Below are 12,443 nucleotides of genomic sequence, written 5' to 3'. Positions count from 1 at the left end.
ACGAAGATTAATCACGTCTGTTTTCTGTATTCGCCATCTCTAAACGTTTCCTGACGTATTCTTTCAAATCATCGGGCGCATCTAGTTCCAGCAGGTCTAGATAATGCCTGTGCCTTTGTTCGATTTCAGCAATGCGATCCTTGCTGGCACGGTGCTTAAGCTTCAATACCTTTTCCAGTAACCCTTCAGAACTCATTTCAAGCGTTCCTTCCGTCACGTCCTTGGTGTGCTTGAATGCAAATTTGCTTTTGCCTCCGACAATGAACACAATAAGCATGCCCAAAATCACAATTGTCAACGCGGCCGCAATGCTATACAACTCGATGTGACCGGGCGACTGAACTTCTGTACGTATCTTGATGTCATCCGGTTGCACATCTTCTTCAGCGATTTCTGCAGCTAATGGAGTGAGTTCCAATATGGCTGATAAAAGACTCGCGAATGCGACCGTCGGAATTCCACTCTTGGTCTTGACGTTGATGACGAGGTGCGCTACATCACCTTTGATGTACAGCGAATGAAGCATACGATCAATATGATCGGCGTAGTTGTTTGCGGTCGATAACGTGTGTTGAGAGTTGATCAACGGGAAGAGATGGACATCGAGATTGCGTCTAGAGAATCTTTTCTCCCACCTAACTTTTCGCCGTTTACGGAACGGACACGCCCCCAGTGAAAAGGGATGTTCATCTTCGATATAGACATCAGATTCAATAATTCCGATTGAAAGCCAATGGGATTTTTCGCTTGGAATGATAACCACGTCGCCAACTTGCATCTGTTGAATGAAGCGCATCATTTGATTGTATGCATGACGAGCTCGCCGCTCATCCGGGTATTGAGCACGAATCTCTCCTATAACACGTGCTTCCGGAGTTTCGGTAAGATAAGACAGATTTAGGAACTCATCCCACCCAACCGCGACAAAGCCTCCTTCCAGGAAGGCATTATAATACTGGCCGCCACTAGTTCTTAGGAACCAGTAGTTTCGCGTTGGATCAATTCTTGGGATCATTAAATCCATTAGTCTCATTCCCCCTGCTTCTGCTCGGGCTTCCGGCCTTTCTCCTTTCAGACCCTTAAGCCACGCTCAGTCTGACTCCGCCGCCAAGATTGATGCTCTTGCGGAAGCGCCAGCCCATCCAACATCCCCTTCTTCTCACCAGGAAAACTAAGCAGTCATCCGATGAATCTCCAGTCTCATCCTCGCGATTTCGATTGTCACACCCAGATGTTCCGCCAGGTCGCTTAGATTCCTGTATCGGTAAGCGAGCGCTTCTTTGAGGTCATCGTCGGAGATCAAAAAGCGAGCCGCCCATGATAATGCTCGCCTTTCGTCTCGGGTTAGTTTAAGACGGTCTGCATACGTGACATAGGGTTTTGTGAATTTTGAACACGGAACCGTGAAATAATGGCCGAGTTCTTCGGCCAGTACACATCTATGTAAAGTAGGTCGCGTATCAATGCGGCGTTCGAGTACGATAAAAGCCTTTTGTCGAACACGTTCATAGAAATAGACGCCATATAGTTTCTTGGTGCTAAAGTCAAGGCGGTCGTAATCCAATACGATTGCCTCCGATTTTATAAGGTCCAACATCTTGTTGAGAAGGACGTCCATAGGGCTCACCTGTTGTTGTCATCGTTCCCTTGGCGATTGCGTACTGACTCGTCATATCTGCGCAGGACACGGCGGATTACCTTGTCCAAATGCTGAAGAAATTCCGGGTCATCATCCCCATATCCAGACTCCATATGAGCTGCTATCTCGGTGATTTCGTATTCGACATCATCTAAGTCATCCGAGTCATCCGAAACCATTGTGGCGGATTCCTCACCACGCTCCTTATGTTTGAGAAAGTCAGCGAACTCAGCCACCTGCTGCTGCTTGTCCGGAGGAAGGTCGCGGACGGTTTCGAGCAGCTTGCGTTCCGTGGAAGACACATGCTCATCGGAACTTGAAGCCGAAAATCCGTGCGGGTCGTCGGTGCGGCCGAGCAAATAATCGGCTGTACAGCCTAGAGTTTCAGATAATCGTCGAAGTGTATCAGCGTCCGGCTCGTTGATGTCATTCTCATACTGGGAGATGGTCGATTTCGCCAAGCCCAATCGATCTGCAAGTTGCTGCTGTGTCATTTTGTTTGCTTGCCTCATCTTGCGGATACGAGAACCAAGCATGGACATCACGCCCCTCTGAAGTTCATTGTACATGACCATCGACAGAACGTGAATTTTGTTCACGAAATATGATTTTTCCTCTTGACGTTCAGGAAACATGAACGTATACTGTTCATAGAACCTGAACGGAGGTGAGGAAAGTGAACGAAGTGCTCAGGGCCGCTCGTTTGGCCAAGGGATATACCCAAGAGCAAATGGCGAAGATGCTTGGCTATAAGTCTAAGAGCGGTTATTGCATGCTTGAGCGCGGGCCCAACGATCCGCCGTTGAAAGTGGCGTTGAAAATTGCGGCCATCCTGGAGAAGCCAGTCGAAGAGCTTTTTTCTGGTCGTGATGTTCATGAAACAGGAACATCAGAACACACTGCCTAAGGAGGTGAGAAGGATGAACGTTTATTTCGACGACCCGGACCTTCGCCAGAAGATCATCGAGTTACTGACGAAGGCCCGGTTAACCACGCGCCAAGCGCTTCAAGTTCTTGATCGGGCGAAGGAAGACATCTTGGACCTGAACCTTCCGGACAAATCACCGAAATTCGACTGATGGCTGAATTTGGATCGTCTTGTTTTCGTGATTGATCAGAATGGTCGCGGATTGAGCGTGGACCGCAACGTTGGTGCCGTGAGCCGTGATGAAGGCCAAATCACTTAAACCATTTTTAACAACAGCCTGCGAACCGTCTTCGCTCAAGTATATTCCAAATCGACCATTCGGATTGACTTGAAGGGTCCAACCGTTGATTTGAGCCATTGGGTTCACCTCCTTCCGTTGTTTGTATACGACGTTTGGAGAAAAGTTCCTTGGAAACTGAACATCGCAACACACCACCTGAGGCGGCGCACGAGAGAGTTGGCCGCAGGAGGTGAGACCGTTGACGACGACGACAGCCGAGAAAGCAGCCAACCTGTACCCGCATACGCTCACCCAGGGGGTGAGTGACGTGCAACAGCATTACGTTCCGGCGCTAAAGGACTTCCCGCCGGAGGTGCGCGCGGTTGTGAAGCAGGTCCTGGATCAGGTTCAACAACGCATGCGCCGTCAGCGCGACGAGACCGACAAGCGGATTTCTACTTCATCGTAGTCTTGGCGCAGTTCTTCGGCGAGATCGAGCAAGGCTTCGCGGATGAAATTCAGGATGGCTTCGGCAGTCGAGGTGGTCTGCATGAGGATCTCTCCTTCGATGGAGGGGGATTGGGGCGCGGCAGTGAGCCGCGCCGGGGTAAAGGTGGACAAGTACGAGAAAAGGAGGTGAGAGGCTTTGAAGCGGGGCAAAAGCAAGGGGCATGTGATCCTCAAGCTGCTGCGAGAAGCAGCGGAATTGACCCAATGCGATCTGGCTGAGGCGATCCCGTTGAACCGGTACACGGTCGGCCGGATCGAGAACGGCGATCACGTGGACCAAGAGGTTGCTCGGATGGGTGAACGCATGGGGTGGTCTTGAGCGGATTGACTGGCTCATCGATCACCTCCGTGCGCGTCGGGATTACATCTCTTGCTTACGAATGCAGACACAGACTACCGCGCCTATGCGTAACAGCGCGTGGTCAAAGTTGCACATTTTGTGCGAGATGTGCACCGGATGTGCAAGTTGAAACGGCACGATGGAAGAGGGGGTGGACGATGAAGGCGCGGACAAAGGAAGGCCCCGCGGATGTGGGTGCATCACACGGGGCACAGGATAAGGAGTTTTCCAAGGGCTACCACACCCAGTCTACCGCATCGCGTCAGAGCCGGCAAGAGGATCGGTTGAAGTCTTCCGCCATTCGGGTCCAGGACGGGAAACTCATCCTGTCCAACGGGCGGGGCCGCACCCGGCTGGTGCTGTCGTGGCCGTATGGTCACGACACATCCGTTCTGCCCAAGGGAAGGGGGCGGACGTAATGACGGAGGAGGGAAAAGTTCGTAAAGGCTGGGCCAACGAGTTCACCCAGTTCCCAAACAAAATCTACGACACGCAGGTTAGCGGATACGCTAAAGCTGTGTATATCTACCTGTGCAGACGAGCAGACAGCGAGGGCCAGAGCTTCCCGGGATATGGAACGATGGCGGATGAAGTTGGATTTTCGAAATCAACCATCCGGCGAGCCGTAGACGAACTAATTGATGCCGGACTACTCACCAAGGAGATGCGCGGTCGTAAAGAGTCCGGGGAGTTTTATCCAAATCTCTACACGGTGATCCACCCTGACGATGCGAGGCCAAACGTGCTCAAAGGGGGTATGTTCCCACAGAGCATACCCCATGATGATGGGGGTATGCTCTCACAGAACATACCCAGTGAAGAGGGGGGTATGTTCTCTCAGAACATACCTATGCTCTCACAGAACATACGTATGGTCTGTGAGAACACAGAACTAGATCCACTAACTAGATCCACTAACGAAGATGATGATCTAGATCACGCGCATGCGCGAGAGAGCGAATTCCAGGACATGGCAACACCTCGCCCGGACACTCCTGTCGATGACGACAGACACCCAATTCCCGAGGCCCCTGACACGGGTATCGTGGTCCAAGCGTCCTCGTCGCCGGATAGCGTAGGACGGGTGCCAAACGATGTCACACCAATCGCTTGGGAGAAGGAAGAGGACCCGTACCTGGCTGTTGACTACCGCATGATGCAACACCTTGGCCGCCCGTACATCGCGAGGGAGAACGACTACCGGGCGATCAAACAGCTTTTGGACAGCGGCGTACCTCTTGACTTCATCCTGGATGGAATTGACTACACGTTTGCGACCTTCGCACACAAAAAAATCCGGAGTTTTGCGTACTGTGCAGAGGTCATCAAGCAGCGCTGGGCGTGCGAATTGGCCAAGCGCGAGGCGGCTGTAGCGATTGACTGGTCTGCGTATCGAACGAGTAACGACAGGCGCAGTACGAAAAAGAGCGGACAAGCCATGGAGACGCAGGAGGTGGTCCGTGATGAGCGTTACAGGGCGTTCTATGAGTTATTCCCGGACCTGACTTGATTTGCCGGGAGGATTCTCAATCCAAGTACGGTCCAAGGCGGGGTGAGGGTTGAGTGGACGAGAACAAGTACACCTACGCGATCATGCGCTCGGACGAGCAGATTGAACTCACATGCGATTCGCCGCCTGAGCAGTTTATGCGAATCATTACCGCCGCGTGGAATCTGGTTGGATTTCGCTTGGAAGAAGTATCGCCGAACGTGTATGTGCGAAGGTCAGACAACGGAGTATGGGAGGCAATTCATGGGGAGGAGAAGACCACCGGAGCGTTCCTGTTTCCGCTTCCTCCCTCGTCCAAGGAACCGGCGTTGGAGGAGGACGACTATTACCGTATTGGCCGCAAGATTTTGCTCGCATATGGACAACTGCGAGATAGAGTCGCCCACCTGAAGAACTCAAAACTCGCTGGAGATCGTACAGTACAAGCTACTATCCGCGATCTCGAAGAAAAAATGCGCGCTGTCGAGCGCGCCGTCAAGGGCACGGAGATGGAAGAGTTGTTCACCTGGCGATATGCCCGTAACGAAAAGATCGAGTTCTGTGCAACTAAATTCTTCCTGTCATCCAGGACGCTCAATCGTCGTTTGCACCGTATGACTGTTCACATCGGACAGGTCTTGTATGCCGTTTTGAAACCACGCCAGCTTCAGGAATTGACGCGCATGGCGGACGATAAGCGCCACATCAAGCCAGCGACCCGTAGACGCCGATTGAGGACGGTTCCGCAGTGGAATCAGACGAATCCGACTCGGAATGGTGTTGTGCCACCGTCGTCGTGAGCAAAGAGATCACTTCGTCCGGTTCCACTTGGTATTCATCCGCCAGTGTCAGCAGCGAGTAGAATGCACCCACAGCGCTTTCCACGATTTCGACAGGTGTCACGTTGTACTCCTCAGCCAAGCGAAGGATGGTGTCCAGCACCGCCGAGGAAATCTGCCATTCGACGGGTTCGACCAGTTCAAATACCCCTGAGCGGGCGGCAATCGGGTACTCGCGTTCTCCAGCCACAACCTTCTGTCCGTTGAGGTACACGGTGAAGGTCTGGTGAGCAGTGACATACTCGATAGGAAGGTTGACCCGGAAATGCCGGAGCAGTTCGACCAGAGCCCGGGACGCATGGCCGATGTAGTCTGCGCGGAACGTCCCGAAGTGGTAGACCGCTTGGGTGGTGAACACCGTTACGGTGGTGGTGCCATCCGTGGTGGACACCTCGATGGTTTCGGCCTCTTCGTCGATGGTTTGCGCATATGAGAGTTCGTCGTCATTGGTCCGATAATGGCTGAATACGTGCTTCACGCGGTCGATGTACTGGACTTCGATCATCTCACGGCCACTCCTTTCCTTGGCTCTATCATACCTAACTCGTGTCGCGCCGGTGTGTTGTTCACGAAAAAATGGCGCAAAGTTGGCGTGAATATGGCGGGTGATAGGGGTACGTTTGGTTCGTGGGGAGTTGCGTCAATTTGCGTGAAAGGGGGTGTGTACATGGCGTCCAATGCATCCGCGACAGCGCTCCCGGATTTGTCGCAAACGATGTCGAAGTTGGGGTTCAGGCCGGTCAACCCGTGGTCGTTGATGGGCAATGTCACCATGTCGTTCGCGACCCTCATCCAGGTCGTCTTCAGTTGGGTGTTCTTTTTCTCGGAGATAGCGGTGTTGATCGGCGCTTTGGTCTACATTGCCGGTGCTATAGGCAGTCACAGTCGAATCAAAAGAGTCGGCGCGCACATGGTTTTGTACGCAATTCTCGGATTTGCTGCGTCGGTCATTCTGCCCGGTGTGATTGTTGCAATCAATAACAGTTTTCACGGTTAACGGTTAGGAGGAGGATCCTATGAAGCGACTGCTGGCGGTAGTAACAGTTTTCCTTGCAATGGCGTTTTCTCTGTCACCCGTTTGGGCGGCGAGTGACATCACGAACCCGCTGTCTGGGAACCAAAGCACGGTGGGGAGTGTGCTCAACGGTTTCATCGGATGGGCGCTCGGGGCGGTGGCTGCCGTTGCAGGTGCTTGGTTCCTGTTCCATCTGTACAAAGCGATCATGCTTTGGATGGCAGGTTCGCATCACGCGCAAAAGCGAGAGGAAGCCAAGTCCCACTTTGTTCACGTCGCCATTGCCGGAGTCGTGTTGGGAGCAGCCGGTGTGATCGCGGGCGCGCTGTACAACCTGGGCGGAAGCTTTCACTGAGGGGTGGGTGGTTTAGGTGCTCGAAGTGCACTCTCCAATTCCTCTCACCGAAGGCGAGAACATTGTCTTCGGGATTCGGACCAAGCATGTGTTCCATTTCCTAATTGGGGTCGGCGTCTCGACCCCAATTATGGTCCTGCTGCTGTTTGTCTTGCCGCTCGTGCACGAACCAAAGTTTGTCGCGCTCTTTATCGGGGCCGGCGTGGGATTACTGTTCGCATTGATGCCGGTATCCGACCGACCTTTGGCGGAGTGGTTGTGGTTGACCATACGGTATGCCAGACGCCCCAAGGTCGTGCTTTACGACCGGGAGTACCGGATCCGGGTTCACCGGCGGCGCGCGGAGGAAAGGTGGGCGAAGAAACCGTGAAACTTGCAGGCATTGCAGTGTTGGTGGTCCTGACGCTGGTGGTGCTCATCGTTTTTGACCGCCGCAAACAAGACGGACCCAAGAGTCGGAGTAAGCGAAGGGTCACGCCGTCTTTACAGGAGTTTCTGCCGATTGAGCGGTTCCACGAGTCCGGCGCGGTGGTGGTCAACGGACGGTTCCGCAAGCTCATCCGTGTCGGCGACATGAATCTGTACGCGATGTCGATGGAGGAGATTGCGGCTACCCGGGATCGCTTCAAAGAGATGCTCAAACGCCTGGACAACCCGTTTCAGATTTCCGTTCAGGCCCGGCGGGCAAATTACACGGACTTCGTGAAATATGCCGAGTCCGTGATCGATGACACCGTGAAAGCATACGACAATGCCACGTTTGCCAGTTACGCGGAGGCCTTAAAGGAGTATCTGCGCGACGAGGCGCAAAAGCCCCGCACCGACCGCGAGAATCTCATCGTGGTGGGCGTGCTACCAAAGGTCGGCGGAGAAGAGGAACGGCTCCAGTTAGAAAGGCTGGAACGTGAACAGGCGTTTGTGGAAGCTGGCCTCTCGAGTATGGGGCTTCCGTACGAAGTGCTCGAACCCATCCAGGTGGTGGAGGCGGTTCAGAACTTCTGGAACCGGGAGAGAGCTGTTAGCCAGCGCTACAGGGACGCCGTACGACGTAGGACACACGCGCTGCGGGTTGATGGCGCGGATGTGGAGGTGAACGACCTTGATCGGATTCATAAAGCGCAATAAGAAGCCGACAAAACGCGTGTACCAAGACGATCCGAGCGTGATCGGCGAGCACGCCCCGACACTTCACGATCTCATGACGGTCGCGGACGGAATAGAGGTTCACGCGAGTGAAATCTACGTCTCTCCAAGCGGGTACACCAAGACGTATTACGTGACGGGCCTGCCCTCCACGGTTCACTTCGGGTATCTGAATCGGTTTTTCCACGTGGGCGCGGACGTGCATATCACCATGCATGTCGAACCGGCGGATTCCGCCCTCGCGATGTCGAAGCGAACCAAGCTCATGACCAAGATTGAGGCGGAAATCCTGGCCGAGCAAAAGGCGGGTACAAACAAGCAGATCGCGTTCCTCCAGCAGGAATATCAACTCCTGGAGAAGGAGCGCGAGGAGCTGCGTTTGGGAATCGAGCGACTTTTCTACGTAACGATTATCTTTGCTGTCAGTTCACCCGACCGGGAAGAGTTTTTGGCGGCGTGCGAACGGATTGAACGTGAGGGTTTTGAGGGCTTTCTCATCCGCGAGGCGTACAAAGAGCACGATCTTGGGTTCCGTTCGGTGGCTCCAATTGGAGAGAATGTGCTGCGTCACCCCATAGAGATGACAAGCAGCGCCCTGGCTAACGCGTTCCCCTTCACCAACTCCCATTTCAGCCATGAGTACGGCGTGCCCATCGGGATTGACTGGTCAACGGGGCACCTGAACCGGTATGACGCTTGGCACAAAGGGCTCGTCAACGCCAACATGCTTATCATCGGTATGGCAGGTGCGGGCAAGAGCTTTCTCGTTAAAGGACTTACGTCCAGATCCGCGGCATTCGGGATACGGCATGTCATCGTCGATTACGAAGGCGAGTACACAGCCATGGTCCAGGCGATAGGGGGCGTGGTGATCCGTATCGACGAGCGCTCACCGTACAAATTCAACCCGTTCGAACTGGAGGAGGAAGAGGAAAAGAAACCGGACGGGCGGGTGGAACGGTTCGTGGACGTCAAGGAAAAAATCAGCGACATGGAACGGCTCATCATGAGCATGGCGCATCTTCACTCTGAAGGGGACAGGCTGGACGCGTACACGACAAACGCGATAAACAATCTTCTTCAGGAGATGTACGAGAAGGATTTCGGGTTCACGTCAGATCCCGAGTCGCTGTACGAAAGAAAGGAAACCTGGGAGCGCAACGCCAAGGGAGACCGGTTGGTCCGGCGCGTGAAACGCCGTCAACCGCGGTTCTCCGACTTCTTCAGCAAATTGGAACAGCGGGCCCAAAACGATCCGCGCTTGGAAGAGCTGGTGATGCGCCTGCGTCGGTTCAAGGAAGGCGGCACAGAGGGGATGTTCGACTGCTATTCCAACGTCGAACTGCAAGACGTGCCGATCATTAGTTTCGACCTGTCGAGCCTCTCGGAAAAGTCCTTGGCCCGCAAGCTCGGCATGCAGGTGATTCTGGAGTGGGTCGTTGAAAAATTCGTGAAGAAAAACGTCCACGTGAAAAAGCGCGTCGTCATCGACGAGGCACAAAAGATGCTCGAAAACGAGGATCATGCGTTATTTCTGGAAGACGTGTTCCGGCGCATCCGTAAACGTTCAGGCTCAGCTGTCGCGGCTAGCCAGGATTTCCGCAAGTTCGCCGAGAGTCCGCACGGCCGGGCGATTGTCCAGAACAGCGATACCAAAGTCCTCTTGCGCCAGAACAAGCTGGACAAAGAAGCCGTGATGGAGACGTTTGGGCTGGAGGAGCATGAGTTCAACGAGCTCGTCGGTTACCGGGATGGCCAGGCGCGGTGGTGGGTCGGCGGCGAGGTGTTCTACAACCAGATGACCACCTTCGCGGACGAATTTGATCTTTTCACCACCCGGTACGTGAAGTCGGATTACGAGCAGGCCTTGCAAAGGGGGTTGCTGCTCGCATGAACTGGTTCGCTTCACTCATCGCTAATCTCATCAACGCGCTGGCGAATGGCATTCAGTCGTTGCTCGATCACACCGTAGCCGCGCAGAGCAACCTGACTTCGAACGTGATGGGAAACGTCATCCTGAGTGGTTACTTCACGGACCCGAAGAATGCCCCCGTGTGGGGGGGCGGGAATTTTTCGGATGTGATGGACGCGAAAGCTGTCCAGAGTTTGCAGCCTTTCGCGTACACGTTCTGGGTGTTCGGTTGGGCGTTTTTCGCGGTGTCGATTTATCTGCTGGCGATGCAGGTCTCCGGCGCGGTCGAGAGTTCGGTCCAGCGGGAAAGGCTCAAAAACGGGATCATGAGCTTGATCCTCACTTCGCTTTTGATGTGGCAGGGTGAACACCTGGCGCTGCTCATCACACAGATCTTCTTCTACCCAAGCCTGTATTTTCTTACGCTCAATCCTCTGCCGCATTGGTCTGCGTTTAACGTGAGCGGAGACCAGGCCTTGCTCAACTCCATCGTGAACTTGTTTCAGGCGCTGTTGGCGTTCATTGTGTGGGTCGTGTACGAGTTTCGGAAGGTGTTCCTGTACGTCTGGATGGTCTTCTTTCCCTTGGCGATGGCCTTTTACGCCAACGACAAAACGCGGCCGGTCGCGAAGATGTGGTGGACCGAGTGGATCTATCAGATGGCGGTTCCGCTTGGACAAGCGGTTGTGTTTGGGGTCTCCACGGCCGTGGCGGGTCCAAGCGGCGGCTCGAACGTGACCACCGAGGACGTCTTTGTCGCATTGTCGGGAACGATTGGGTTGCTCGCGTCAGCGGTGTATGTGCGAAAGCTCGTGGAGATGGTCGCGCAGGGCTTCGGTGCGTCGATGATCGGTGCCGACCACGGCATGGCGTGGGGGAGTCTTGCGATGGCGGGAACGGCGGCGGTGGCGGCTGACATAGGCGGTAAGGTGGCCGTCAAAAGCGGAGCATGGACCGCGAAGAAGACGGTCGGGAAAGTTCTGCACAAGGCTGACAACCGTTTGTTCCGCGAGAAGGCGGAAGAGGCGATTAAGAACTATGGTGAAGTCCATGCCGGGGCAATCAAGGCCGGGGCCTCGGCAGAAGATATCGCCATGGGAAACAAACTCAGCACCACCGGAGATGTCTTGCAAAACGGAGGCGTCGGTTTAGAAGCTGCAGCTGCGGGTGGAACGGAAATCGCCGGAGGCGGCGGCATGGGACGCGGCGGTGCCGGATCCGGAAGGTCGGGCCGGGGTGGTCTTGTGTCTGTCGGACGCTCCCGCACCGCATCCGAGATCGGAGCGACTGTTCAAGGGGTACGAAGGGCGTTTGCCGGAAGTCATTTCGGAACGTATCTTAGCACGCGCTGGAAAGGGTTTCAGAATAAAGGCGGCGTATCGGGGCACGTTGGAGAAGCTGTCGCCAGCGCGACTGGAAAGGCTGCCGAAGGGCTGAAAAATACTCTTGGCGACAAGCCGCTTATCGGAGGAGTTGTCACAGCAACGGCCAACGCTGCCTCTCATCTGGCTCAACGTCATCTTGTGAACAGGCACAACAGAACCGAAAGGCTGCAAGCTCTGCGAGCACACATGCGAGAGATAGCTGAACACAACGAACTGGTGGGGCGCTTGCCGGGTATCAGTGCGATGTACGACCCGGAACATAAGGTTTTTCAGGGATTGACACCGGCTGAGACAACATACAACGAGGCCAGCACTAGGTTTATTCAGGCGTTGAAAAATTCCGGAATGTCCCATGAAGCCGCACAACAAACGCTGCAACAGGCGCAGCAACTTTGGGAGGAGGGAAGACACCTGCCTGGACAGGGACGTTTCTCTCCCGAGGCACAGCTGGCGTATCGGCAGGCGTTCACCGCGTACCGGCCGGCGCAATTGGATGCTAAAGCAAAACAGGCGGTGTCGGCTGGGAAACTGAAACTCGATCCTCCCAAGGATCCACACAAAGCACGAGTGGCTAAGACGAACGCATTTTTGAGCGACGCACGCAACGCGATCATGTATAAGCGCTAAATTCAGTCACGGTTTCGCCAACGCCCCTGGCTAAAAGATGC

19 protein-coding genes are annotated in these 12,443 nt (G+C 54.5%); 13 read left to right on the top strand and 6 right to left on the bottom strand.

What is annotated here, in order from left to right:
• Nucleotides 1-7 precede the first annotated feature (7 nt).
• The 3 genes from N687_RS0110575 to N687_RS22190 form a co-directional block, all read right to left on the bottom strand.
• Nucleotides 8-1,024, bottom strand: coding sequence for a hypothetical protein (locus tag N687_RS0110575; protein WP_035462171.1), 1,017 nt, complete (start codon nt 1,022-1,024; stop codon nt 8-10).
• Between the two features lie 147 nt (nt 1,025-1,171).
• Entirely contained in the window at nt 1,172-1,597 is a 426-nt protein-coding gene (locus N687_RS25495; RefSeq protein WP_419670157.1) for an ImmA/IrrE family metallo-endopeptidase, read from the bottom strand.
• Nucleotides 1,598-1,623: 26 nt separating this feature from the next.
• On the bottom strand, nt 1,624-2,238 hold the full coding sequence (locus N687_RS22190; RefSeq protein ID WP_051663151.1) for an XRE family transcriptional regulator: 615 nt from the start codon (nt 2,236-2,238) through the stop codon (nt 1,624-1,626).
• Between the two features lie 77 nt (nt 2,239-2,315).
• Between N687_RS22190 and N687_RS0110560 the strand changes: the two genes are divergently transcribed.
• Nucleotides 2,316-2,546, top strand: a complete 231-nt coding sequence (locus tag N687_RS0110560) for a helix-turn-helix transcriptional regulator (RefSeq protein ID WP_029421817.1) — start codon at nt 2,316-2,318, stop codon at nt 2,544-2,546.
• A gap of 13 nt (nt 2,547-2,559) precedes the next feature.
• Nucleotides 2,560-2,718 (top strand): hypothetical protein, encoded by a 159-nt coding sequence (locus N687_RS23880; protein WP_156040112.1) that lies wholly within the window; start codon nt 2,560-2,562, stop codon nt 2,716-2,718.
• Here the strand turns inward: N687_RS23880 and N687_RS0110550 are convergent.
• Complete coding sequence (locus N687_RS0110550) at nt 2,701-2,925, bottom strand: hypothetical protein (RefSeq protein WP_029421816.1); 225 nt, start codon at nt 2,923-2,925, stop codon at nt 2,701-2,703. The genes N687_RS23880 and N687_RS0110550 overlap by 18 nt on opposite strands.
• A gap of 121 nt (nt 2,926-3,046) precedes the next feature.
• Here N687_RS0110550 and N687_RS21015 point away from each other — a divergent pair, with 121 nt between their 5' ends.
• Entirely contained in the window at nt 3,047-3,256 is a 210-nt protein-coding gene (locus tag N687_RS21015; RefSeq protein ID WP_035462168.1) for a hypothetical protein, read from the top strand.
• Here N687_RS21015 and N687_RS25130 read toward each other — a convergent pair.
• A complete protein-coding gene (locus N687_RS25130) occupies nt 3,214-3,339 on the bottom strand; it encodes a hypothetical protein (RefSeq protein WP_269320491.1) in 126 nt (41 codons plus the stop codon). The genes N687_RS21015 and N687_RS25130 overlap by 43 nt on opposite strands.
• A 94-nt stretch (nt 3,340-3,433) precedes the next feature.
• On the opposite strand from N687_RS25130, the gene N687_RS0110535 reads away from it, so the two are divergent.
• The 4 genes from N687_RS0110535 (at nt 3,434) to N687_RS23875 (ending at nt 5,926) form a co-directional block, all read left to right on the top strand.
• Nucleotides 3,434-3,616, top strand: coding sequence for a helix-turn-helix domain-containing protein (locus tag N687_RS0110535; RefSeq protein ID WP_029421815.1), 183 nt, complete (start codon nt 3,434-3,436; stop codon nt 3,614-3,616).
• Nucleotides 3,617-3,795: 179 nt separating this feature from the next.
• Nucleotides 3,796-4,056, top strand: coding sequence for a hypothetical protein (locus tag N687_RS0110530; RefSeq protein WP_029421814.1), 261 nt, complete (start codon nt 3,796-3,798; stop codon nt 4,054-4,056).
• Entirely contained in the window at nt 4,056-5,147 is a 1,092-nt protein-coding gene (locus N687_RS22185; RefSeq protein ID WP_029421813.1) for a helix-turn-helix domain-containing protein, read from the top strand. The genes N687_RS0110530 and N687_RS22185 overlap by 1 nt, the downstream gene beginning before the upstream one ends.
• A 53-nt stretch (nt 5,148-5,200) precedes the next feature.
• Complete coding sequence (locus N687_RS23875; protein ID WP_156040111.1) at nt 5,201-5,926, top strand: hypothetical protein; 726 nt, start codon at nt 5,201-5,203, stop codon at nt 5,924-5,926.
• Here N687_RS23875 and N687_RS0110520 read toward each other — a convergent pair.
• Complete coding sequence (locus tag N687_RS0110520) at nt 5,832-6,470, bottom strand: hypothetical protein (protein ID WP_051663150.1); 639 nt, start codon at nt 6,468-6,470, stop codon at nt 5,832-5,834. The genes N687_RS23875 and N687_RS0110520 overlap by 95 nt on opposite strands.
• Nucleotides 6,471-6,632: 162 nt before the next feature.
• On the opposite strand from N687_RS0110520, the gene N687_RS0110515 reads away from it, so the two are divergent.
• The 6 genes from N687_RS0110515 to N687_RS0110490 all read left to right on the top strand — a co-directional run bounded on the left by N687_RS0110515 (nt 6,633) and on the right by N687_RS0110490 (nt 12,402).
• Nucleotides 6,633-6,962 (top strand): hypothetical protein, encoded by a 330-nt coding sequence (locus N687_RS0110515; RefSeq protein ID WP_029421811.1) that lies wholly within the window; start codon nt 6,633-6,635, stop codon nt 6,960-6,962.
• A gap of 19 nt (nt 6,963-6,981) precedes the next feature.
• Nucleotides 6,982-7,335, top strand: a complete 354-nt coding sequence (locus N687_RS0110510) for a hypothetical protein (RefSeq protein WP_029421810.1) — start codon at nt 6,982-6,984, stop codon at nt 7,333-7,335.
• Nucleotides 7,336-7,351: 16 nt separating this feature from the next.
• Entirely contained in the window at nt 7,352-7,705 is a 354-nt protein-coding gene (locus tag N687_RS0110505) for a hypothetical protein (RefSeq protein ID WP_029421809.1), read from the top strand.
• Complete coding sequence (locus N687_RS0110500; protein ID WP_029421808.1) at nt 7,702-8,460, top strand: hypothetical protein; 759 nt, start codon at nt 7,702-7,704, stop codon at nt 8,458-8,460. Before N687_RS0110505 ends, N687_RS0110500 begins: the two co-directional genes overlap by 4 nt.
• A gap of 205 nt (nt 8,461-8,665) precedes the next feature.
• Nucleotides 8,666-10,372, top strand: coding sequence for a VirB4 family type IV secretion system protein (locus N687_RS0110495; protein WP_231493457.1), 1,707 nt, complete (start codon nt 8,666-8,668; stop codon nt 10,370-10,372).
• Complete coding sequence (locus tag N687_RS0110490) at nt 10,369-12,402, top strand: hypothetical protein (RefSeq protein WP_029421806.1); 2,034 nt, start codon at nt 10,369-10,371, stop codon at nt 12,400-12,402. Before N687_RS0110495 ends, N687_RS0110490 begins: the two co-directional genes overlap by 4 nt.
• The last annotated feature ends 41 nt before the right edge of the window (nt 12,403-12,443 follow it).

This window comes from Alicyclobacillus macrosporangiidus CPP55 (assembly GCF_000702485.1).
GTDB classification, from domain to species: Bacteria; Bacillota; Bacilli; order Alicyclobacillales; family Alicyclobacillaceae; genus Alicyclobacillus_H; species Alicyclobacillus_H macrosporangiidus_B.
Note: the sequence above shows the minus strand (reverse complement) of the source record. Positions and strands in the feature narration are given on the sequence as shown.

Coding starts and splice junctions, on each gene's coding strand:
- N687_RS0110575 (WP_035462171.1), bottom strand. CDS start 1,024: ATGGATTTAATGATCCCAAGAATTGATCCAACGCGAAACTACTGGTTC.
- N687_RS25495 (WP_419670157.1), bottom strand. CDS start 1,597: ATGTTGGACCTTATAAAATCGGAGGCAATCGTATTGGATTACGACCGC.
- N687_RS23880 (WP_156040112.1), top strand. CDS start 2,560: ATGAACGTTTATTTCGACGACCCGGACCTTCGCCAGAAGATCATCGAG.
- N687_RS0110550 (WP_029421816.1), bottom strand. CDS start 2,925: ATGGCTCAAATCAACGGTTGGACCCTTCAAGTCAATCCGAATGGTCGA.
- N687_RS25130 (WP_269320491.1), bottom strand. CDS start 3,339: ATGCAGACCACCTCGACTGCCGAAGCCATCCTGAATTTCATCCGCGAA.
- N687_RS0110530 (WP_029421814.1), top strand. CDS start 3,796: ATGAAGGCGCGGACAAAGGAAGGCCCCGCGGATGTGGGTGCATCACAC.
- N687_RS22185 (WP_029421813.1), top strand. CDS start 4,056: ATGACGGAGGAGGGAAAAGTTCGTAAAGGCTGGGCCAACGAGTTCACC.
- N687_RS0110520 (WP_051663150.1), bottom strand. CDS start 6,470: ATGATCGAAGTCCAGTACATCGACCGCGTGAAGCACGTATTCAGCCAT.
- N687_RS0110515 (WP_029421811.1), top strand. CDS start 6,633: ATGGCGTCCAATGCATCCGCGACAGCGCTCCCGGATTTGTCGCAAACG.
- N687_RS0110510 (WP_029421810.1), top strand. CDS start 6,982: ATGAAGCGACTGCTGGCGGTAGTAACAGTTTTCCTTGCAATGGCGTTT.
- N687_RS0110490 (WP_029421806.1), top strand. CDS start 10,369: ATGAACTGGTTCGCTTCACTCATCGCTAATCTCATCAACGCGCTGGCG.